Annotated in this window: 18 protein-coding genes; 17 read left to right on the top strand and 1 reads right to left on the bottom strand. The window is 44.2% G+C overall.

From position 1 onward, the window contains the following. Positions 1-131: 131 nt before the first annotated feature. Complete coding sequence (locus AB6F11_RS02160) at positions 132-1,502, top strand: MATE family efflux transporter (RefSeq protein WP_017070849.1); 1,371 nt, start codon at positions 132-134, stop codon at positions 1,500-1,502. Between the two features lie 101 nt (positions 1,503-1,603). Here AB6F11_RS02160 and AB6F11_RS02155 read toward each other — a convergent pair whose 3' ends face one another. Continuing rightward, positions 1,604-2,446 carry a DNA ligase gene (locus tag AB6F11_RS02155; protein ID WP_102393723.1) on the bottom strand — a complete coding sequence of 281 codons (843 nt, stop codon included), beginning with the start codon at positions 2,444-2,446 and terminating at the stop codon, positions 1,604-1,606. A gap of 311 nt (positions 2,447-2,757) precedes the next feature. On the opposite strand from AB6F11_RS02155, the gene AB6F11_RS02150 reads away from it, so the two are divergent. The 16 genes from AB6F11_RS02150 (at position 2,758) to AB6F11_RS02075 (ending at position 21,902) form a co-directional block, all read left to right on the top strand. Further along, complete coding sequence (locus tag AB6F11_RS02150) at positions 2,758-3,087, top strand: STAS domain-containing protein (protein ID WP_050621341.1); 330 nt, start codon at positions 2,758-2,760, stop codon at positions 3,085-3,087. Positions 3,088-3,149: 62 nt separating this feature from the next. After that, positions 3,150-3,986 (top strand): OmpA family protein, encoded by an 837-nt coding sequence (locus AB6F11_RS02145; RefSeq protein ID WP_102393722.1) that lies wholly within the window; start codon positions 3,150-3,152, stop codon positions 3,984-3,986. Further along, positions 3,983-6,082, top strand: coding sequence for an SLBB domain-containing protein (locus AB6F11_RS02140; RefSeq protein ID WP_102393721.1), 2,100 nt, complete (start codon positions 3,983-3,985; stop codon positions 6,080-6,082). The genes AB6F11_RS02145 and AB6F11_RS02140 overlap by 4 nt, the downstream gene beginning before the upstream one ends. Then, positions 6,082-6,771, top strand: a complete 690-nt coding sequence (locus tag AB6F11_RS02135) for a tyrosine-protein kinase family protein (protein ID WP_017059593.1) — start codon at positions 6,082-6,084, stop codon at positions 6,769-6,771. Before AB6F11_RS02140 ends, AB6F11_RS02135 begins: the two co-directional genes overlap by 1 nt. A 554-nt stretch (positions 6,772-7,325) precedes the next feature. Then, on the top strand, positions 7,326-8,318 hold the full coding sequence (locus AB6F11_RS02130) for an ABC transporter substrate-binding protein (protein ID WP_017063893.1): 993 nt from the start codon (positions 7,326-7,328) through the stop codon (positions 8,316-8,318). Between the two features lie 147 nt (positions 8,319-8,465). Beyond that, positions 8,466-9,365 (top strand): proline/glycine betaine ABC transporter permease, encoded by a 900-nt coding sequence (locus AB6F11_RS02125; protein ID WP_017059591.1) that lies wholly within the window; start codon positions 8,466-8,468, stop codon positions 9,363-9,365. Beyond that, complete coding sequence (locus AB6F11_RS02120) at positions 9,358-10,590, top strand: glycine betaine/L-proline ABC transporter ATP-binding protein (RefSeq protein ID WP_017059590.1); 1,233 nt, start codon at positions 9,358-9,360, stop codon at positions 10,588-10,590. Before AB6F11_RS02125 ends, AB6F11_RS02120 begins: the two co-directional genes overlap by 8 nt. A gap of 394 nt (positions 10,591-10,984) precedes the next feature. Beyond that, on the top strand, positions 10,985-11,389 hold the full coding sequence (locus AB6F11_RS02115) for an Hpt domain-containing protein (RefSeq protein ID WP_017066737.1): 405 nt from the start codon (positions 10,985-10,987) through the stop codon (positions 11,387-11,389). A 223-nt stretch (positions 11,390-11,612) separates the two neighbouring features. Next, positions 11,613-13,124, top strand: coding sequence for a sigma-54 dependent transcriptional regulator (locus tag AB6F11_RS02110; protein ID WP_017059588.1), 1,512 nt, complete (start codon positions 11,613-11,615; stop codon positions 13,122-13,124). Beyond that, positions 13,105-14,211: a glycosyltransferase family 4 protein gene (locus AB6F11_RS02105; protein ID WP_102393720.1), complete on the top strand. Its 1,107-nt coding sequence runs from the start codon at positions 13,105-13,107 to the stop codon at positions 14,209-14,211. The genes AB6F11_RS02110 and AB6F11_RS02105 overlap by 20 nt, the downstream gene beginning before the upstream one ends. Before the next feature lie 252 nt (positions 14,212-14,463). Further along, on the top strand, positions 14,464-15,840 hold the full coding sequence (locus tag AB6F11_RS02100) for an O-antigen ligase family protein (RefSeq protein WP_102393719.1): 1,377 nt from the start codon (positions 14,464-14,466) through the stop codon (positions 15,838-15,840). Between the two features lie 92 nt (positions 15,841-15,932). Next, entirely contained in the window at positions 15,933-16,718 is a 786-nt protein-coding gene (locus AB6F11_RS02095; protein WP_102393718.1) for a DapH/DapD/GlmU-related protein, read from the top strand. Continuing rightward, positions 16,711-17,829 (top strand): glycosyltransferase, encoded by a 1,119-nt coding sequence (locus AB6F11_RS02090; protein WP_102393717.1) that lies wholly within the window; start codon positions 16,711-16,713, stop codon positions 17,827-17,829. The genes AB6F11_RS02095 and AB6F11_RS02090 overlap by 8 nt, the downstream gene beginning before the upstream one ends. After that, positions 17,826-19,250, top strand: a complete 1,425-nt coding sequence (locus AB6F11_RS02085; protein WP_017063900.1) for a Wzz/FepE/Etk N-terminal domain-containing protein — start codon at positions 17,826-17,828, stop codon at positions 19,248-19,250. The genes AB6F11_RS02090 and AB6F11_RS02085 overlap by 4 nt, the downstream gene beginning before the upstream one ends. A 367-nt stretch (positions 19,251-19,617) precedes the next feature. Beyond that, positions 19,618-20,718, top strand: coding sequence for a glycosyltransferase (locus tag AB6F11_RS02080; RefSeq protein WP_102393716.1), 1,101 nt, complete (start codon positions 19,618-19,620; stop codon positions 20,716-20,718). Then, positions 20,715-21,902: a glycosyltransferase family 2 protein gene (locus AB6F11_RS02075; protein ID WP_017059581.1), complete on the top strand. Its 1,188-nt coding sequence runs from the start codon at positions 20,715-20,717 to the stop codon at positions 21,900-21,902. The genes AB6F11_RS02080 and AB6F11_RS02075 overlap by 4 nt, the downstream gene beginning before the upstream one ends. The last annotated feature ends 7 nt before the right edge of the window (positions 21,903-21,909 follow it).

The following is a 21,909-nucleotide window of genomic DNA, read 5'->3' as shown; positions in this document are numbered from 1 at the left end:
TTTTCATAGCAGTTATTGTGACATTTCTTTATGATTCGTCCAGTGGAAGCTTAAGATCATTGTCTCTGATTCCTTCAGAATGTCCTTTCCTACACTATTATTCTAATTTTCCCTCTTATTTGGAGTTGTTTGTGCATCGTTACAAAGAAGAATCCTCGAATCTAATCAAACTTGCGACCCCAGTATTGATCGCATCCGTTGCACAAACTGGAATGGGTTTTGTTGATACCGTAATGGCCGGTGGCGTAAGTGCTATCGATATGGCGGCGGTTTCGATTGCAGCAAGTATCTGGCTACCATCAATCCTATTTGGTGTTGGTCTATTGATGGCGTTGGTTCCTGTCGTTGCACAACTGAATGGTTCTGGTCGACAAGTAAAAATTCCATTCGAAATTCAACAAGGCGCATTTTTAGCGCTCGTCATCTCCCTTCCAATCATTGGTGTGCTTTTTCAAACACAATTGATATTGGAGTGGATGGACATTGAACAACTCATGGCGGAAAAGACCATCGGCTATATGAATGCGGTGATGTTTGCTGTACCCGCTTTCTTGTTGTTCCAAACATTGCGAAGTTTTACCGATGGTATGTCTTTAACCAAGCCTGCAATGGTGATTGGTTTTATTGGCTTGTTATTAAACATCCCGCTTAACTGGATGTTCGTATACGGAAAACTTGGTGCTCCTGCATTGGGTGGTGTTGGCTGTGGCGTTGCAACGGCTATCGTATACTGGGTGATGTTTGCACTGCTATTCGCTTACGTTTTAACTTCAAAACGGTTATCGAAAATCAACATCTTCGGTACGTTCCATAAGCCGCAACTTAAAGCTCAAATTCGCCTGTTTAGACTTGGTTTCCCTGTCGCAGCCGCTATCTTCTTCGAGGTAACCTTGTTTGCGGTTGTTTCCTTGTTGGTTGCCCCACTTGGCTCGTTGATTGTTGCCGCGCACCAAGTCGCGATCAACTTCTCTTCGCTGGTCTTCATGATTCCAATGAGTATCGGTGCAGCCGTGAGTATTCGTGTTGGGCATAAGTTGGGCGAAAACAACACCGAAGGCGCTAAGATCGCGACACACGTAGGTATCATTGTTGGTTTAGTGACAGCCTTAATGACAGCGGCGTTAACTGTCCTGTTCAGAGAACAGGTTGCATTACTTTACACAGAGAACACTGCGGTAATTACCGTTGCAATGCAGTTGCTGTTGTTCGCGGCGGTTTATCAATGTACTGATGCCATCCAAGTTATCGCTGCAGGTGCTCTGCGTGGCTACAAAGACATGCGTTCAATCTTCAACATTACCTTCGTTGCTTACTGGTTGCTTGGCCTTCCTATCGGCTACATCTTAGGAATGAAAGATTGGATTGTTGAACCTATGGGAGCGCACGGCTTCTGGATTGGTTTCATTGTCGGTCTAACATCAGCAGCGATTATGCTAGGTATGCGCTTACACTGGATGCACAAGCAGGATGATGACGTACAGTTAGAATTTAGTTCTCGTTAGATTCGCACTCGCTTAGTCGGTCTATCTGATTTCGAACACAAAAAAGAGCTCTGATTTTCAGGGCTCTTTTTCGTTTAATGGTTAGGTAGATCGTATCTGCCTTAATATTCACTCTTCTCTCGTACAAAGCGGGCAAACTTGGGTTTTCCGTTTTGAGTAAAACCATTGTAGCGAAAGGTAATACGGCTGCCGATCTCTGGCGGTACAAGTCTCATTTGGTCAGTGAACCCGCTACCTATATAAAATTCCACACCCTCTTCTGTGTGAACCAGAATTGACCCCATCATCCCTTTGTACTTCCCTGTCCCACCCCTATAGCCAATAACCGTGGCTTCGGCATCGTGATGCCTTTTAAGCTTTAACAAATCATTACTTCGGCCTGCTTGATAACGACTGGTGATTTTTCTAAGCATCAAACCTTCGCCATTACGCTCATCGACATTATCAAGTTGATGAAACAAAGCCTCTTCACTGTGAATTGGTACATGTTCTATGTAGCTGACATGAGATTCTCCAATCACGCTTACCCAATGCAAAATGTTGTAATAGCGCTTTTGATAATCTCCCGCAGCGCCGGGCATATCAAACAGCATGAAATCGATTTGGCGCCATGCTGTGTCACTCGGCGTATGGTCGAGAACGGTAGATTGAACAAGGTGGAACTTGCCCCTTCCTGCCCACAACTCTCCTTCGAGATGGACCTTAGGTAAGTTTTCCGTAAACCACTTCGGTGAGTAAATACGATTACCATTGCGTGTATAAAGATGTTGTCCATCCCATAGAGCCCGAATCCCATCAAGTTTTTCACTCTTCCAGTATTCAGAAACATCTATGCCTTGCTGGTAGGAGTTTGCAAGCACCAAATAGTCCGGAGGTAAATAGGATGAATGAGATGAAAGCGAACACACCCATAGAGTGGCTAAAGCCAGTTTGGTTAATCTCATCATCTTCTCCGTATTAATAACTGTAGTGGTCAACAAATGCTTTTAATCGTAAGTGCTCTAACACGCAGTTAGACAATCTTTGCTAGAAGATGCGATCCACTCATCAACCTTATCTAACCCTTGCATCTATTCATTAGATTAATGACTTATGGCTCTCATATGATCCGCCGTTTTTAGTTCTCAAATTGAGAAATGCCTTTTCTCAATTTGAGATGGGAATTCACGATAAATATAAGTCATTGAAAAATAACAATATAAAAGTTGGCACATTCAGTGCAATTGTCCATACATACTTAAAAGGAGATATCGCTATGGAACTACGTAAGATTGATTTAAACACAACGACACTGACACTTTCTATTTTCGGTGATCTGGATGCAGCAGGCAGTCGTGATGCACAAACCGACATCGATGATGTGATTTCTAACGATGGTCACCCTGAAATCGAAGTTGATTTTAGCCAGGTTGAGTTTTTAGATTCATCTGGTGTTGGCGCGATTGTTTATATGTTCAAACGTCTGACTGAACGCGAGCGCAACATGCGACTTGAAAATGTGACGGGTCAACCTCTTGAAATTATGAACTTGCTGCGTATTGGCCACGCTATCCCAGTAAATTCAAAAAATCCTGCAAATTCATGAAGACCCACTAAGCTAGAAGTAACAAAAAATAATAAGAAAAATTAGAAACATAGGACGTTGGCATGAAAATACTGAAAAACTACATAGCCCTTTCTCTGTCCGCTCTCGTTCTGGGTGGCTGTACTAGCTATCCTGAACAAGGCACAGGGGGTTTGGCTGAAAGTTACGATTCTATTAACTATCAAAACTCAGACTTCTCTCCTGTCATGCCAGACGAGCCTCTTGGTCCGGAACATGGATTACGCTTTGATTGGCAGCTCGCTAAATTGCACCTTGATGCTTTGATTCAAGAAGGTGCTCGTTGGTGTTTCCCCGCTGCTGTTGTTCAAGCAATCGAAAAGCAAAATCGTATTGCTCGCGAACTTCAAGGTGGTCTACTACTGGATGCAGCCAACGACTTAGTGATCCAAAGAAAACGCCTAAATGAACTTGAGGTCCAACTGGATTACGTAACTTCACAAGCCCGCTGTGAGCCACCACAAAATGAAAATCAATTTAGAATGCAACTGTCGGTTATTGAACAGTTGTATGACCTACTTAATGTTGACAACCAATTTGCGGAAAACTCGACTGAAGTAAATCCTAAGTATATGGGAAGACTGGCCGAGGCGACCACTTTACTTAAAGAACACAAATCCCTAGACCTTGTGGTTACCGGCCATGCAGATGCGACAGGTACCGAAGAATACAACGATAAGTTAGCACTTGGACGAGCGAAACAAGTCGAACGCTACCTGACTATATTTGGCCTAGGCGCTCAACGAATCAAAGCCGTCTCTGTTGGCGAAACCGTCCCTCTTTTTGAAGGTGAATCAGACGGCACACGTTTAACTAACCGCCGAGTAAGTATCGAAGTTATCTCGCCTAAGAATGCCGAGAAAATGGGAGGTGGATTATGAAATTATTGATCGCTTTTATCATCACCCTATCGTTATGCTTTGCGAATGTCGTCAATGCTAACGATGAGTTTTCAGACGCGGTTCAAGTCGGTGACCTTATCCAAGTTAACGTACCCGGTGAAAGTACCTTAAACACGGGGTTCCAAGTGGATAAGCGTGGCCGTATTACCCTTCCTGAAGTAGGCGCTGTGTTTGTTGCAGGTTACGACAGTGAGCAGCTTAACAAAGTGGTTCTAGAGTCGCTGGCAACCGCCTATAAAGATCTTTCGAACGCTTCAGTCTATGTAAAAGAGCAGCAAATCATCATCTACGTACAAGGTTATGTAGAACAGCCTGGTGAATACACGCTCGCATTAGGTTCTAGCATCCAAATGGCACTTTACGCTGCGGGTGGTTTACGCCCGGGCGCGCAACTGGATAAGCTGATTCTTAAGCGAGGCGCAGACAAGAAAGAGTTTAACTACAAACGATTCCTTGATTCAGGAGACGAGTCAGCATTACCTACTCTTCAATCACTGGATTCACTATTCGTTCCAGCTTCTCCATTAGTCGGTAACATCGAGCAAGAGTTTGACGCAGCAAAGCTTGCTAACTCAGGTGACAGTGCTGATTCTCGTAACTCCATCAAAGTGTTTGGTGAGGTGAACGCGCCGGGTTCGTTCACTTACAAAGAGAAAACCGACCTTGTCGACGTACTTATGCGTTCGGGCGGTGTCACTCGCTATGCCAGTGTTGAGCAAATCCGAGTGATTTCGAACAACACTCCAACGCTATTCAACCTAAAACGTTACTTAGATTCTGGTGACGAAAGTCTGCTTCCAATTTTACGCCCGGGTGCGACCATTTTCGTTCCCAAGCAAGAAGAAGAGATCAAATCCGGCGCGAACATGGTTTACGTGATGGGCGAAGTCGCAGCCCCTGGTGCTTTTGAAGGCAAAAGAGACGCGACCTTTATGGATATCTTGGCGAATGCGGGCGGCCCAACTCGATTTGCAGAGTCACGACAAATCCGTGTCATCAAAGCAGATGGTAGAGTGCTTAAATTCGATTTAGCGGCTTACACTGAAGGCTTGCCTAACTCCAACCCTCCTAGCATCAAAGCGGGTGACGCGATTTTCGTTCCCGAGAAAACCGACATGAACGAGAAGTCTTGGTTGAAAATCACGCCAGACCGAGCAGTTAACGTGATTGGTGAGGTCAATCGACCTGGTCGTATTGAATGGTCAGATGAAATGAACTTCATGGGGCTATTGGCACACGTCGGCGGCCCTACGCTACGCGCTGACACATCGAAAATCGAGGTTGTTACGGGTAGAAAGCTAGTCGTGTTTAACCTTGATGATTTTATTCGAAATGGTGCGCCACGTGATCAAATGCCACAAATTCGAGCGGGTTCTATCGTGCGCGTTCACGACTTGCCACAAGATCCTTCAGACAATAAATCACAATGGGTTCGTCAAAGCTCTGATGCTTCGATCTACATCTTTGGACAAGTGAATGCGCCTGGTCGTTACCGCTTCACCAAAGACATGCACTTCCTTGATATCTTGTCAGCGGCTGATGGCCCAACAAAGGATGCCGACATCCACAATGTTCGAGTAACGCATCGTGACAAAACCTATTCGCAAGTAAGCAAACTTAACTTATCACTGTACTTCGAAACCGGTGACGAATCGTTACTGCCAAACGTAACCACTGGCGACACGATTTACATCCCAGAGAAAGGCAAAAACTGGTTAGATACACCGAAAGAAGAAACCGTTCGTGTGCTTGGTGCGATTAACAACCCAGGGCGTTATGTATTCAACGACAACATGACCATTCTAGATATTCTGGCAGAAGCTGCAGGCCCTACCGACAATGCTTACGTAGAGAAAATTACCATCGTCAATATGTCTTGTTGCCAAGGTCAGGCTCGTACTTTTGACCTTGTTGAATTCAGCAAAACGGCGAACATTTACAACCTGCCGGTGCTGCGCGCCGGTGACACGATTTACATTCCAGATCGTCGCGAAAGTTTTATTGAGAAAGCACGAGTCGGACTTGATGACATACTGCGTATCACCACGACCATCGTATTAATAGGAGCTTTATAATGACTATTTCAGCGACCCATGCCGAAGTCGAGCAACTGTATTTAGCTTCTGAACTTAACGGCCAAAAATCAATATGCGTCACCGCCTGCCATTCAGGTGACGGCGTAACATCTATTGCAACCGCATTAGCCGAGCGTTTTCTTCTTGCGGGTCATTCAACACTTTATGTTGATCTCAACTTATTCAACCCTGCTTTCAAAGATTTGAATATGCTAGAAGATAATCAGCAAGGTCAATTGATTGAACATGTTGAATCTCAGCGTACGTTTATCGGTGTACCTGCTCCACAAGTTGCTTCAACGCAATTGGCTTATAAAGATCCGACAACGTTACAAAACGTGGTCAACAAATGGTTAGAGAAATACGACAGAGTCATCATTGATACCTCACCGCTTCTCAACATAAACAAAGGCAACATTCCGGCTCAGTCTGTGGCGAGTGCTTGTGACAGCACATTGATGGTTGTCGCCTATGGTGAAACGTCGAGTCACCACCTAGAACAAGCGAAAAAGCTGCTTGATGCACAAAGTATCAACCTAATGGGCTGCGTGATGAACATGAAACAAAAGCCTAGCTTTGCACAAGAGATGGTCAGACAAATCAATCGAATGAAATTCATCCCCGCTAAGCTTCGCGATAGCTTGGCAAACAAGCTGTATCAAAATGAGTTTTTGAACCTTCCGATGTAACTTTCTTTTGCTACTTTCTGGCTGTCATTAAACCATGACAGCCACCTATCCTATTAGACTTCAAGCTCCAACAGTTCTGAATAAATAAAAACCAAATTGAGTGTTTTTGGCGAAAATATGACTAAAAATACGATTTTAAAAACTATTCAACGCATTTCACGCACGCAAGTTGTGGTCTTACCACCTTTAAGCTCATCCAAAAATCAACAGCCCCACACCTAACTTTAGCGGTAATGTGACACAGGCGGTTAAAGTGCCATGTAAATCGCATCAAAGATGGAATTCGTACGATTATTCCCTAAGATTATAAATAGAGGTGGTTTTTGACGAATTTGTAATAGTTTGACAAAGTTATCCGATGGCTGTTAAAACACAGTGGATGAATTGGCAAATCACACTTCACTGACTTTGCACGTTTATCTATTCAAACTTCACCCATCCCTCCTTCTGCTCAAATGGTTCAAATACACGGAAAGGATCACCATCGAGCAATTTAGATAATCAATTTACCTTGGTTACCTTAGTTGTATTATTAAAGAGAAAGGAAACTCAATATGAAATACAAGTTAAGCTCCGTATTTTTGTTAGTGGCAGCAGCCAGCGGTAATGCTAACGCTGGAGAATGTGGCAGCGTAACAATTGCAGATATGAACTGGAACTCTGCAACACTGATCGCCAATATCGACCAATTCATCCTTGAACATGGTTATGGGTGTGATGCTGAACTTATCCCTGGCGACACTATGCCAACAGGCACGTCTATGATCGAAAAAGGCCAGCCTGATGTTGCACCTGAACTTTGGAGCAACAGCTTAAAAGACGCATTAGATAAAGGTGTTGAAGAAAAACGTCTTCGCTACGCAGGTAAAGCACTTGTGAACGGCGGCGAAGAAGGCTTTTGGGTTCCAGCTTACCTAGTAAAACAGTACCCTGAAATGGCAACCATCGAAGGCGTACGCAAAAACGCAAGCTTATTTAAACACCCTGAAGACCCAGATACATCTGCATTCTACAGCTGCCCTGCAGGCTGGAACTGTCAGATCAGCGCCGGAAACTTGTTTAATGCTCTTGAGCTAGAAAACAGCGGTTTCACGATTGTTGATCCAGGCTCGAGTGCCGGCTTATCTGGCTCTATCGCAAAAGCTTATGAACGTGAAGAAGCTTGGTTTGGTTACTACTGGGCACCGACCGCTGTTCTAGGTAAATACGACATGGTTAAAGTCGACTTTGGCAGTGGCGTTAATGAGGAAGAGTTCCTTAACTGTACCACCAAAGAAGATTGTGAATCGCCAAAAGCAACCATGTACCCGCCTTCACCTGTTCACACGATTACCACTGAAAGTTTTGCGTCACGTGCTCCTGAAGCATACGACTACTTTACTAAACGTGGTTTCACGAACGACAAAATGAACTCGCTACTTGCATGGATGGAAGACAACCAAGCTGATGGCGAAGAAGCGAGTCTGCATTTCTTAAGTGAATTCCCAGAAGTATGGCACCCATGGGTTTCTGAAGAAGTGGCTAAGAAAGTTGAAGCAGAGCTGTAAGAGCTTGATTTAATAACAAGTAATTACGCTTCAACAATAAAACAGAAATAACGTCGCTATACTTGATGTTATTCATGATTCGGAGCCCTTTTCATTAGCGATTTTCTTATCGCATGGACAAGTGGCTCCGAACTATAAGGATATAAAATGGCTGACAGCAATTGGTTATCAAGCTTTCCAGAGATGGAACGCGGTGATTTACGAACCATAAAAAAGACGCTAGATGGCGCATACCGTGAATTTTCCCGTGAATACGGCGAAATGATTGAATCTCTCTTTGACCCTCTTCTTTCATTCCTCGTTTGGTTTGAAAAACTCCTTATCTCAACACCTTGGATTATAGTCCTGGCTGTGTGTACCAGCCTTGTCTACGCAGCAAGCCGTTCTTGGAAACTGGCTCTAGGCTGTGTTGCTTCTCTACTTCTCATTGGTTACTTTGGAATGTGGGAAGACACCATGCGGACGCTCAGTATCATCACTGTATGTACCTTGGTTTCAATATTCTTGGGCATTCCGATTGGTATTGCGATGGCTCGTTCAAATCGAGCTCAGTCAATTGTTACGCCGATGCTCGATATCATGCAAACCATGCCTGCGTTCGTTTATTTGATTCCAGTGGTAATGCTACTGGGCATCGGTAAGATTCCAGGGCTAATCGCCGTGGTTATCTACGCGATCCCACCTGTAATTCGTCTAACTAACCTAGGCATACGCTTAGTTGATAAAGAAGTCCTTGAAGCCGCTACCGCTTTCGGTGCGAGCAAAAAGCAACGCTTATGGGGTGTTCAACTTCCTCTAGCAATGCCAACGATCATGGCGGGTATTAACCAAACCATCATGATGGCGCTGTCTATGGTTGTTATCGCATCCATGATTGGTGTGAAAGGCCTAGGACAACCGGTTCTTAAATCGATCACCAACCAATACTTCACATTAGGTTTGATGAATGGCTTCGCCATTGTGGCCCTCGCAATCCTTTTTGACCGCGCTTCACAAGCGTACGCAAGAAGAACTAATGCGCATTTAGGAGGATTCAAGCATGACTAAACCATTGATTGAAATTAGTGGTCTGTACAAGGTGTTTGGACCGAAACCAATGTCTGTTATGAACCGAGTTCAAAACGGCGAACACAAAGATCAGATTCTTGCGGATACGGGTCATACCGTTGGTTTGAAAGAGATCAACCTTGAGATTAACCGTGGTGAAATCTTTGTTATCATGGGGCTTTCTGGCTCGGGTAAATCGACGCTGATTCGCCACTTCAACCGTTTGATTGACCCGACTCAAGGTAAAATCATGGTTGAAGGCATTGATGTGATGAGCCTCAACACTAAACAGCTAGAAGAGTTCCGTCGTCATAAAATGTCGATGGTATTCCAACGCTTTGGCTTAATGCCTCATCGCACTGTGGTTGAAAACGTTGCGTACGGGTTGGAAGTACAAGGCATCAAAAAAGAAGACCGTTTAGCAAAAGCCAACGAATGGTTAGAAACCGTGGGCTTGAAAGGTTACGGCAAGCAATACCCTGCGCAACTTTCAGGTGGTCAGCAACAACGTGTTGGCCTTTCTCGCGCTCTGTGTACTAACGCTGAAATCTTGTTAATGGATGAAGCCTTTTCGGCACTCGACCCTTTGATTCGAAGTGAAATGCAAGATCAGCTTATCGAACTTCAAGAGAAGCTTCATAAGACGATTGTTTTCATCACTCATGATCTGGACGAAGCACTCCGCCTAGGCGATAGAATCGCAATTTTGAAAGACGGCGAGTTAGTACAACAAGGCACACCACATGAGATTCTGCTAAATCCAGCCGATGATTACGTGGAAGCGTTCGTGAAAGACGTAAACCGTGCTCGTGCACTGACCGTTGAAACCGTTATGCAGCCTCCTCTGTATCGAATCACATCAGAAACGATTGAAGGTGCTCTGGCACAGATGAAGATGCTGAAAAACGATTACGCTTATCACGTAACGGATGACGGCTATCAAGGCCTAGTCACACAAGAGAGCCTACAAGACGCAGTTGAAGATTCATCGGTACATGATTTTAGTGATGAGATATACGAAGAAGTCCCTGCCATCTTACCAGATGCGGTGATTGAAGAAGTGCTACCGGACACTATGTCTTGTGACTACTCTCTTCCAGTTGTTGATGAAGACGGTAATCTAAAAGGTGAACTCGAGAGAAGCGCTGTTGCTGATATCTTCTCAGAAAGTAGCGAGGAAGAAGTAGAAGCCGACCCAAAGCCAAAAATTGATAAAGCTTCGTAGTCCTACTTTTCGTGATTTAAAGCACGGCTGTTTAAATTATCATTGTTTGGGTTATCGTTATTTGAGTTATTGCTATTTAGATTAGCCTAAACTACATAAACCGCTCTAAGACCACTGTTGTTATTTCACTGCAGTGGTCTTTTTTATTTGTATCGGGCTCGTTTTCTTCTGAGATCTACCCGCACCTTAGGCTTTATAGGCACCTAAGTTTATATTTCATAAGAGAAAACAAAATAAAATCAGTCCGTTAGGTTTGTCACAAACCCAATAGCAAGATGAGTGAGATGCCAATTAAATGCTCTATTTGTACGGCAACCAGTTGAAATTATTCTAGAAAATGACTAAAACTTAATAGTATTAACAGATATTAAGCTCAATAAAAGGACTTAGTTTGATGAATTCTACTTTAGCGTCAGACGCAGCTACAAATCTAAACTCACAACAAGTGAGCAAGCTTGTCGATGAAAGCGTTCTGGAGCAAATGATTCGCGATACAAGTGCGGACATTATCCCTATCTTGATCGACCATTATGTCGAAGAATCACAAACACGCTTGGTCGCTATAAAAGAGGCAGTCACGCAGAAAGACGCTCAAACACTTGAGTTCGAGGTCCACACTCTCGGCAGCACAGCGCTTTCGTTAGGTAATCGCCCTTTGGGTGAATTAGCTCGAGCTTTAGAAAAGCTATGTTTAGAACAGAGTCATGATGCGGCATTTCGACAAGTTGATGAATTACTAGAGCTCGCAGAGCGTTCAATAAAAGCCTTGCTTGAAAGGAAAGAGGCAGGCTTCAGCTAGCTTTGCATGTTCATTATCGGTATCAGATTAAAAACTCAAAACAGTCGTTATTAATATAGTCGCCATAAGATGGGCTCCATCATGAACAGCAATGCGAGAAGTTATACAGGCCGCTTCTTAAAAGATTGCATGTGGTAGATAACAAATACACAAGACTCGTATTGATGGTTGCATATCACTATGTTATTGATTGGTTAGGATAAAGTTTCAAAAGGAATACACAATGCGCCCTAAGGTATTGTTAGTTGAAGACTCCACCTCACTCGCCGTACTCTACAAGCAGTACGTAAAAGACGAGCCCTATGATATTTTCCACGTCGAAACCGGCGCGGAAGCTAAGACCTTCATTGAAAGGCACTCTCCACAGCTTGTGATTCTCGACCTTAAGCTTCCTGACATGCCAGGCGAAGAAGTCTTAGATTGGATTACTGCTAACGAAATACCGACTGCTGTCATCATCGCGACAGCGCATGGTTCAGTAAACATCGCGGTAGACCTTATCCAACGCGGTGCAGAAGACTTCTTAGAGAAACCCATTCAAGCCGATCGACTCAAGACCTCTGTTAGCTTGCATCTAAAAAGAGCGAAACTCGAAAACCTCGTCGATAACATGCAAAGCAAATTCGATCGTGATCGTTTTCATAATTTCATTGGCTCTTGCCTACCCATGCAGGCGGTTTACAAGATCATTGATTCGGTAGCACCAACCACTGCCAGCGTGTTTATTAACGGCGAAAGTGGTACAGGTAAAGAAGTGTGTGCGGAAGCGATTCACCAAGAGAGTCAGCGTAATGGTAAACCCTTCGTGGCCATTAACTGCGGCGCTATCCCTCGAGACCTAATGGAGAGTGAAATCTTCGGTCACGTTAAAGGTGCGTTTACCGGTGCGACAACCGACCGTAAAGGTGCAGCAATGCAAGCGCATGGCGGTACCCTATTTCTCGATGAGCTTTGTGAAATGGAACTGGAGATGCAGAAGAAGCTCCTCAGATTTTTGCAAACTGGTACGTTTACTCCACTCGGTGGCAACCGCGAGATTAAAGTGGATGTCAGAATTATCTGTGCGACCAACCGCGATCCACTGGTTGAAGTAGAAGAAGGACGTTTTAGAGAAGACCTTTACTATCGTGTTCACGTTGTGCCTATCGAAATGCCACCGCTTCGTGAACGAGGAAGTGACATTGTCACCCTATCTAATCACTTCTTGAAACTGTACGCGAAGCAAGACAAGAAGAAGTTCAAATCAATAGACAAAGAAACGCAGAATCTACTTAAACGTTATGCGTGGCCAGGCAATGTGCGTCAGTTGCAAAACATCATCCGTAACATCGTGGTGTTGAACAATGAAACGAGCGTGACTAAAGACATGTTACCGCCTCCGATTAATAAAGTAGATGCCGCTCCATCATCTAAATCAGTGACACCAATTCGAGTAACTGCGCCTCAACCTGCAGTTGTTGAAGCACCAGAAGCTAAGTTGCCACCGATTACTCCGGAAGAGTTGGAACAATCGTCAGTTGCTCAAGCTCACAACGAGCCGATGACGCCTGCATTTACCACAAGCGAAGGTGCTATTCGTCCAATGTGGCAAATAGAACGTGAAGCCATTCAACATGCCATCAATCATTGCGATGGGAATGTGTTAAACGCTGCTGTGCTGTTAGAACTTAGCCCTTCTACTGTTTATCGTAAGAAACAGGCTTGGGAGTCGGAAGATGAGTACAATCAAGCCTAACCAAGGTGTACTCGACATAAACCTTCATGAGATTTGGCTGTTGATCGACAGCCAAACTTTTGGAGGCATAGAAACGCATGTTTTAGAATTAGCACAAGGCCTGATATCGGAAAGCGCTCAGTATTCAGAGGCTGTTCGTATCGTTCTTTTGACTAAGTTTAATCCTGAAGCGATCATCGTTGAAAAGTTGAATGCGCTGAACATCCCTTTTAGTTACCTCTCCGATTTAGCCTCATGTTCTGTAGATTCAAATGGCAATAGCGCGACACAGCTGAAACGTGCAGTTCAACATTATCAACCAAGGCTTATCCATGCTCATGGTTACAAAGCCAGTTTGGTCAGCAAGTTAATCAAGCTTCCGCCTCGTTTCAACAACACAAAGCAAATCACCACTTATCACGCAGGTGAAACCCCAACAGGCAAAGTATGGCTTTATGATTGGCTCGACCGTTACAGCAGTTTTCTTTCTGATCAGTCGCTCGTGGTCAGTGAAAAGATTAAAGCGAAAGTGCCGAGTAAAACCTATCAATTGAATAACTTTGTTAAAGTCCCAACAGGGTTAACAAACTCCCGTTCATCAAGCCCATTCCATGCTGGTTTTGTGGGGCGATTAAGCCGTGAAAAAGCGCCTGATCGATTTGTTGCATTAGCCAAACAGTTTCCTGATGTTTGGTTTGAGCTTTTTGGTGACGGACCAGAAATGGACGTCTTAGTTAAATCGCAGCCTGATAATGTGACCTTTCATGGGCATCAAACCAATATGGATGACGTCTGGAGCCAAATCGATCTGTTAATCATCCCTTCTCGCTTTGAAGGCTTACCTATGGCGGCATTAGAAGCCATGATTCGTGGCATTCCCGTTCTCGCCACCTCAGTTGGTAACTTGCCTCAACTCATCGAGCATCAAGTTAACGGCTACCTTGCAAATTCAGAAGCTGAGCTAGAACAGTTTTTATCTTTGTGGATGTCATTGACGAGCGAACAACGTGACTCTCTCAAGAGTCACGCGATAGAAACCGTGAAAAACCAATACTCACCACAAGCCGTTGTCCCACAGTTGTTGGAAATCTATCAACTCGACCGTTAATACTCGTCTTTGTAGTTAACTGTTCATTTTGGCTTGATGATTTAAGTACTTTAGACAGTTTGATACTGATTCTCAAAATGACAAAACTCACCTCAAGGCTACGCCCTCACTTAATAATCCAACATTAAATCAGTAAGTTAAACAAAATGCATAACTGGCACTCACTTTGCAATCTTTAACATCAGGCGTAACTACGTCTTAAAAAGATTACGAGCCGAGTCCTAAAGAGTTTATTTGCCAATAGAGGTCACAATGGTCAACCCTGAAGCCAATAGATTGCCAGTCATCATCACGATCAGCACCTTGTGTGTTGGGCTTGGTGTTGTTTGGTACTTTGTGCCTCACCCTGCTGTCATTGTGGCGCTCGCTCTTGTGCCATTGGCCGGGTTATTCGTGTTAAACAAAACATTCTGGTTAGTTTTACTGTTCGTTGTCTTTTCATTTTTCCGAATTCACGAAGCTATACCTCAGCTCTATTCGCTAAAAATACCGCTGATGCTTTCATTAGGCGCTCTGTCGGCTCTTCTATGGCATGCATTAATCAGTAAAGAACTTAAAATCTTCTGGCACCCTTGTTTAAATTGGCTCGCCATATTTTGGGTATTGGTTTTCATTGGTATTATCTTCGCGTCCAACAGGCCAATAGCACTAGCAGAATTCAAGGGCGTTTATTGGAAAATTATAGTGATGACGCTTGCGATTACTTGGCTAGTAAACACCACGGAAAATCTCGCAAAAACCGCGATGACGATTATCTACGCTGGCGCTTTAGTCAGCTCTATTGCCGTGTACAACTCAGTAAATGGTATTGGGCTTGTCGAGGGCTCACGCGTGACTATTGGCCGCGATTTTGGCTCTATGTTAGGTGACCCGAACGACCTAGCACTGGTACTGATGTTCCCACTCGCCTTTACAATAAGCCAAGCCACCACGACTGGCATCTCACGATCCAAACGTTTAATCAGTGCCTTAGTTTGTCTGTTACTGCTCGCCGCCATTATTGCCACTCAAAGCCGTGGCGGATTACTGGGTTGTATTGCGGTGATTGGTATTTTTGCGTGGAAGCTAGTGCGCTCTAAAGTTCTCTTAATCTCAGTGGGAACTGTCGCGGCCGTGATGCTCTATTTAGTTGCTGGTATCTCAGACAGATCTTCTGGTGGTGCAGCTGAACAAGGCATCGATGAATCTGCAATGGGGCGAATCTATGCTTGGGAAGCGGCAGTAAAAATGGCAGTTGAGAACCCACTGACCGGCGTAGGGTTGAACAACTTCTTCTCGAACTACTTCTTTTATAGTTCGCACTGGGACGGACTTAATCACGCCGTTCACAGTACTTGGTTTGGTGTATTAGCAGAAACAGGCTTTATTGGTCTGATCATTTTTGTCTGCCTTATCGTTTCTTTGATCAAAACCTCTCGTTCTACGCTCGCGAGATTAAAAAACTCGACCACAGAAATCGCACCCGAACTCAACGCGGTCGCCTATGCGATCTATGCCGGTCTGATTGGAACAATCGTGTCGGGTACATTTTTGACTCAAGGCTTCAACTGGCCGATTTATATCCTCGCAGCACTCACAGTTTGCGTCTCAAACGTATCTCAAACTGCCTGTCAAAATGAGAAAACCTAAAAGTCACATTTTAACCTATTGAAATTATTATATTTATTAAATGGCACAATATATGAAAGTACTTCTATATAACAAAAAAGAGGATTTTCATTATGACGTCAGTATCTATACATCAATTCAAACATTGGCTTAAGTTTCATCCTAATTCTCGAATTAGAAATGTGTTTTTCATTTTGAAAGACATCAGAAGCGCAGAGCTACCTACCCCTAAACTATTTAATCGCTGTCTATATCAAGCGCACAAGCTAGTGGTGAATCTGGTTTCTGGCTTTACGCGATTCTTCTACTGGACTCCGGCTTTCAAAGGTCGTGTGGCTCAATGTGGCAAACGCCTGTATTTGTATGGAGGTCTGCCTTTCGTCAGCGGTCCGGTGCAAATTACGATTGGCGACAACTGCCGTATCTCTGGCCACACGACATTCTCTGGTTGTACTCAACAACTTGAAGGCTTGGAACACCCACTATTGTCGATTGGCAATAACGTCGACATTGGTTGGCAGTCGACTATCGCTGTTGGAGGTAAAGTGGTTATCTCTGACAACGTACGAATCGCAGGCGGCGCTTTTCTATTTGGATACTCTGGACACCCGCTTGATGCAAAACGCCGAGCGCTAGGTGAAGGTGACGACCCTCAGCAAATCGGTGACATCATTCTTGAACCCGATGTTTGGTTGGGCACGAATGTGACGGTCAAAGGTGGCGTAACCATCGGCGAAGGTGCCGTAATAGCCGCAGGCAGCGTAGTAACAAAGAATATTCCTGCCTTCGCAATCGCAGGTGGCAACCCAGCTCGAGTTGTCGGTCACATCAAACCCGTTGAAGTGACAGAATCCGATATGTTCGATACGTTAGAGACTCATGGAGGTGACCATGCGTGATTTAATCGTATTTGGTGAAGACTTTGGTGGCCTGCCTTCATCGACTCAACATTTAGTTCGTCACCTTGCTAAGCAGCACAAAGTCTTATGGGTCAACTCAATTGGCTTAAGACAACCGAAGCTGTCCGCTAAAGATGCAAACCGAGCGTTCAACAAGTTGTTTGGTAAAACCAAGGCCGTAACTCAAAACATGCTCGACTCTGAGGGACACGACAACATTACTATCGTTAACTTAAAGACAATCCCTGCGCCTGCTTCTAAATTTTCTAGAAAGTTGGCTCAGCAAATGATGTTGCACCAACTAAAACCGGTTATTGCAGAGCTTAATCTTAACGCGCCTATCCTATGGACTTCTCTTCCGACCGCTGTTGATTTGTGCGGACACTTAGGCGAGTCATCTGTGGTCTATTACTGCGGTGATGATTTTAGCGCGCTGGCTGGTGTTGATCATGACACCGTTGCACAGCACGAATCAGAGCTAATCGAAAAATCAACGCTTATATTCGCGGCTAGCAAAAAATTGATGGATAAATTTCCAAAGCATAAAGCGCACTTGCTACCACATGGTGTCGACGTAGACCTATTTTCAACACCCGCACCAAGAGCAAAAGATTTACCAAGCAACCACCGCCCTATTGCTGGTTTTTATGGCAGCCTTTCTAAGTGGCTTGATTATGAAATGATTGATCATGTTGCGAATGCGATGCCGGAATGGGACTTTGTTTTCATAGGTCCAAACGAGCTTGATACGCTCATGCTGCCTAAGTTGAGTAACGTACATTACCTTGGCCCTCGTCCACACCACACGCTACCAAGCTATTCTCAACACTGGGATGTGAGCTTGTTGCCGTTTGTTGATAACGAGCAGATCCGAGCGTGTAGCCCACTCAAACTAATGGAATACCTTGCGGCGGGCACACCCATTATCACAACACCGTTCCCTGCTTTGGTTCCATATCAAGGGCACGTAACCACGGTTGGCAGTGCCAACCAAATGATTTGGGCGCTTGATCATGCACGCGAGCTAAGCAACTCACCTATCTCTGTCGTCGAACAAGAGAGCTGGCAGAACCGTGGTAACTTCGTACATTGGATGTTGGAGCTATTATGAATAATCTGAAATTGCGGTTATTAGTCATCATCAATGCGATGTGGCGCCAACGCTACGTTATCGTTCTGCCAATGCTTATTTTGCCCTTTGTAGGCTTTGGTGTGAGCAAGTTGGCTCCAACTAAATATGACGCGCATACCAGTATGTTGATTCAAGAAACGGCCAAGATGAATCCATTCTTGGAAGACATTGCCGTTTCGACGATGCTCAAAGATCGACTTAACGCATTAAGAACACTGCTTCACAGTCGACATGTGCTTTACTCGGTCGCTGATGAACTGCAATTAACCACGCCAGATATGCCTGAAATTGAGAAACAAGAGATCATTACTGACCTGTCTCAACGTCTAACGGTGACTCAGCTTGGAAAAGATTTTCTAAAGATAAGTCTAACGTCGAACACACCAAATGGAATGGAAGCGACGCTGCGCTCGGTAAGTGAACATTTCATTGAACAGTTACTCGCACCGGAACGTTCATCGATTGAAGATTCAAGTAACTTCTTGAAAATCCATATCGACAAACGTAGCGCAGAGCTTGCAGAAGCAGAAGAAGCGCTAGCTGCATACATGAATGAGAATGTTCATTCGACGCCTGAGGTACAGAGCCAAAGTTTGAATCGCTTAGCTTCACTCAAACAAACATTGGCAGAAAAAGAGGCCGAGTTATCGGGTGTCGAAAAAAGTTTAGGGTCAATCGACCAACAACTTTCAAGAACCAACCCTGTGATCGGTAAATTAGAAGACCAGATCATCGACATTCGTAGCGACCTTACCTTGTTACAAGCTAAATACACGGACAAGCACAGTGCTGTGCAAGCTAAAGTGCGTGAGCTAGACAGACTAGAGAATGAACGTAAGAGTTTGCTCGAGGTAACCCAGCCAACGATGAACAGCGACCAGCTTTGGGACATCGCAAGTAGTACGACACTGAACAAACTTTCTGATACCCAACCTCTTCTGGTCACTCAATTACACAGCCTACAGCTGGTTCGTGCTCGCTTTGAGTCTTTAACTGAAGAGACCAAAAGCCTTCGAACTATGATTTTCGAATTAGAACACAAGGCCAATAACTTCGGCGAAAATGCAAAAGAGATGTACCGCCTTAAACGTCAAGTTGAAATCAAACGTCAACTATATGATGAACTGACAGAGCGTTATGAAATGGCTCAACTAACGGGTTCGCTTGGTGTATTCGAGCAAAACAAACGTGTGAAGATTATCGATTTGCCTTTCACACCGAGTGTCAAATCTAACATGCCGACTTTTGTTTTTATTCTGGCTGGATTCGTTGCAGGTATCGGTTTGGGTATTGGTTTAGCGGTATTGTTTGAACTGTTTGATTCTTCAATCAAACGCAAAGACGAAATCGAAGATATCTTGGGTGTCCCTGTGATAACGGTGATCCCTAAAATGAGCTAGTCAGCCTTAAAGCCATTTTTGACTTGCTAGATTCACAGCTTTCTAATTTCCTAGCTTCGTGCATCCTAGAGCAAAACGCCAACACTCGGTTGGCGTTTTGTTTATTTAGAGCCCCAAGTTCTAATGCTACTTTCGATTTACCCAAGCCCTATGATTCAAACTGCCATTCAATTGTATTTTGTTTTGATTCCCATTTTGAGAAATGAAAACTGCCCTAGAATTAAATAATATAAACAACTGAAAAATAACGGTTATTTAATTGGCACAACTCATGCAATCTCCTTGTGTAGTTAAACGTTTTAAAGAAGTTACTTCAAGAGAAACGTCAGAAAGGCGAAACAACAATTATAAAGGCAGGGTCCAAACTATGAATACGCATTTAACGAAGCATGGCAAAAAGATCATACACGTTGTTCAGCACCTTGCACCGGGTGGATTAGAAACCCTAACTCTGGATTTGCTCCGCCTTGCTAAACCAACAGACCAAGTGTTGATTGTCAGTTTAGAGGGTACTAAACAAGAGTCTATAAACAACTGGCCGAAGCTAGAGCCATACAAAAAGCAAATCGTCTTTTTGGATAAAGCACCAGGCGTACAATTCAATATCATTATTAAGCTAATTAAAGCCTTCAACGCGATTCGCCCTGATGTGGTTCATACCCATCATATTGGCCCACTGTTATACGCTGGTTATGCCGCTCGCGTAACCGGGGTTCCAACTCGAATCCATACCGAACATGACGCTTGGCATCTGAACAACAACAAACGTCGTCGATTACAAGCGCTTGCTTTAAAAGCTGCTCAACCAACGTTAGTTGCCGACGCGACACGTGTTTATAACCAACTACGCACTGCTTTTTCTTATGAGAACATCATTACCATCAAAAATGGCGTTGATTGTGAGAAGTTTAAGCCAATGTCGAAAGAACACGCGAGAGCAAAACTAAACCTGCCGACAGACAAACACATCATCGGTTGTGCAGGTCGACTAGAACATGTCAAAGGCCAAGACCAACTTATTAAAGCACTGACTCTTTTACCTGCAAACATGGTTGTCGCATTGGCTGGCGGCGGTACTAAACGCAATCAACTAGAGCAACTGACTAGCCGCTTGAATCTGAGTGACCGAGTCATCTTTCTTGGCTTAGTTGAAGACATGACCACGTTTTACGGAGCGTTGGATACGTTCTGCCTACCTTCACGCCACGAAGGGCTGCCGCTTTCTACACTTGAAGCTCAAGCATGCAATATTCCAACCGTCGCAATGGACGTTGGTGCCGTCGATGAAACCTTATGTCCAGTCAGCGGCGTCCTCGTCAAAAGCGGCAGCATTGTGGGGTTAGCTAGTGCGCTATTAGAAAAGCAAAATGAACGCTTTTTGTCACCTCGTCGCTACGTACTCGAAAACTTCGACATCATCAAAATGGTTTCGTCTTACAACGATATATCAGAAGGAGCTTACGCATGATTGATTGGTTGCTTGCGGGACTTTGTTTGTTTTCAGGTGCGTTGATTGTCTATCATCACGCAGCCTACCCTTTGTTACTGCGTTGGTATGCGAAAAGCCACCCCGCACGCAAAGTTGAAGAGAGTCATCGTTGCTACAAAGAGGAACAGCAAGATTGCACGTTGCCGACCATCACCGTTCTTGTTCCTGCATTTAACGAAGAACAGTGGATCGCAGACAAGATTCGTAACCTTGCTTCACTCGATTACCCAAAAAAGAAGTTGGAAGTCATTATCGCTTGCGATGGTTGCACTGATAACACAGTCGCCATTGCACAAATGACCATACAAGAAGCGATGTGCAGTGATGTCTATTTTGAGATACATGACCATCAAGTAAACCGAGGTAAAGTCGCGGTTGTTAATGAAGAAGTGACACGTATAACCAGTGATATCACGGCGATGAGTGATGTTTCTGCCCTTATTTCATTGGATGCTTTGCTTATAGCTGCCGCTCATTTTGAAAGTGACAAGGTTGGAGTGGTAAACGCAACGTATCAACTTTGTCCAACAGGCAATGAAGGCGAAAACACGTATTGGCAGTACCAAACCGCGGTTAAAGAGTCTGAGGCTTCGTTAGGTTCTAGCTTGGGTTCTCATGGCGCTTTCTACTTGTTTAGAACACACCTGTTTGAACTGCTTCCACTCAACACTATTAATGATGATTTCATCTTACCGATGCAAATCGTTAAACAAGGTTACATCGCCGAATACGAAACCCAAATGGTGGCATTAGAGCTAGAAGAATCGAACCTAGAAACAGACTTCAAAAGAAGACTTCGTATTTCAGCGGGCAACATGCAACAAGCGATTCGATTATTTGCCTTGTTCAGCCCGAAGTTTAAAGGCATCGCGTTTGCGTTCTTTTCAGGAAAAGGACTTCGCCTACTCACTCCATATTTAATGATTGTGTGCTTAGTGTGCTCAATCTTACTTAGCAACTACTTGGTATTTGAAGCGCTGTTATGGGCTCAAGTTGCCGTTTATACCATTGGCGTCCTTGGCTGCATCTTGCCAAAGCGTCTAGTAAACAAACCTATTTCATTAATCTCTTATTTGATAGTTGGACACTACGCCAACTTCATTGGTGGCATTCGTTACCTAATCGGACTAGAAAACTCACCTTGGACACGAGCAAATCATTAAGGACTTA

Origin of the sequence: Vibrio sp. 10N.247.311.14, assembly GCF_041467715.1 — a bacterium.
Lineage (GTDB): Bacteria > Pseudomonadota > Gammaproteobacteria > Enterobacterales > Vibrionaceae > Vibrio > Vibrio crassostreae_C.
The sequence above is the reverse complement of the archived record's forward strand: the minus strand, read 5'-3'. Positions and strand labels throughout refer to the sequence as shown.

Bases quoted from the DNA above. Each gene is read 5' to 3' on its own strand.
- AB6F11_RS02155 (WP_102393723.1), bottom strand. From the start codon at position 2,446: ATGAGATTAACCAAACTGGCTTTAGCCACTCTATGGGTGTGTTCGCTT.
- AB6F11_RS02150 (WP_050621341.1), top strand. From the start codon at position 2,758: ATGGAACTACGTAAGATTGATTTAAACACAACGACACTGACACTTTCT.
- AB6F11_RS02145 (WP_102393722.1), top strand. From the start codon at position 3,150: ATGAAAATACTGAAAAACTACATAGCCCTTTCTCTGTCCGCTCTCGTT.
- AB6F11_RS02140 (WP_102393721.1), top strand. From the start codon at position 3,983: ATGAAATTATTGATCGCTTTTATCATCACCCTATCGTTATGCTTTGCG.
- AB6F11_RS02135 (WP_017059593.1), top strand. From the start codon at position 6,082: ATGACTATTTCAGCGACCCATGCCGAAGTCGAGCAACTGTATTTAGCT.
- AB6F11_RS02130 (WP_017063893.1), top strand. From the start codon at position 7,326: ATGAAATACAAGTTAAGCTCCGTATTTTTGTTAGTGGCAGCAGCCAGC.
- AB6F11_RS02125 (WP_017059591.1), top strand. From the start codon at position 8,466: ATGGCTGACAGCAATTGGTTATCAAGCTTTCCAGAGATGGAACGCGGT.
- AB6F11_RS02120 (WP_017059590.1), top strand. From the start codon at position 9,358: ATGACTAAACCATTGATTGAAATTAGTGGTCTGTACAAGGTGTTTGGA.
- AB6F11_RS02115 (WP_017066737.1), top strand. From the start codon at position 10,985: ATGAATTCTACTTTAGCGTCAGACGCAGCTACAAATCTAAACTCACAA.
- AB6F11_RS02110 (WP_017059588.1), top strand. From the start codon at position 11,613: ATGCGCCCTAAGGTATTGTTAGTTGAAGACTCCACCTCACTCGCCGTA.
- AB6F11_RS02105 (WP_102393720.1), top strand. From the start codon at position 13,105: ATGAGTACAATCAAGCCTAACCAAGGTGTACTCGACATAAACCTTCAT.
- AB6F11_RS02100 (WP_102393719.1), top strand. From the start codon at position 14,464: ATGGTCAACCCTGAAGCCAATAGATTGCCAGTCATCATCACGATCAGC.
- AB6F11_RS02095 (WP_102393718.1), top strand. From the start codon at position 15,933: ATGACGTCAGTATCTATACATCAATTCAAACATTGGCTTAAGTTTCAT.
- AB6F11_RS02090 (WP_102393717.1), top strand. From the start codon at position 16,711: ATGCGTGATTTAATCGTATTTGGTGAAGACTTTGGTGGCCTGCCTTCA.
- AB6F11_RS02085 (WP_017063900.1), top strand. From the start codon at position 17,826: ATGAATAATCTGAAATTGCGGTTATTAGTCATCATCAATGCGATGTGG.
- AB6F11_RS02080 (WP_102393716.1), top strand. From the start codon at position 19,618: ATGAATACGCATTTAACGAAGCATGGCAAAAAGATCATACACGTTGTT.
- AB6F11_RS02075 (WP_017059581.1), top strand. From the start codon at position 20,715: ATGATTGATTGGTTGCTTGCGGGACTTTGTTTGTTTTCAGGTGCGTTG.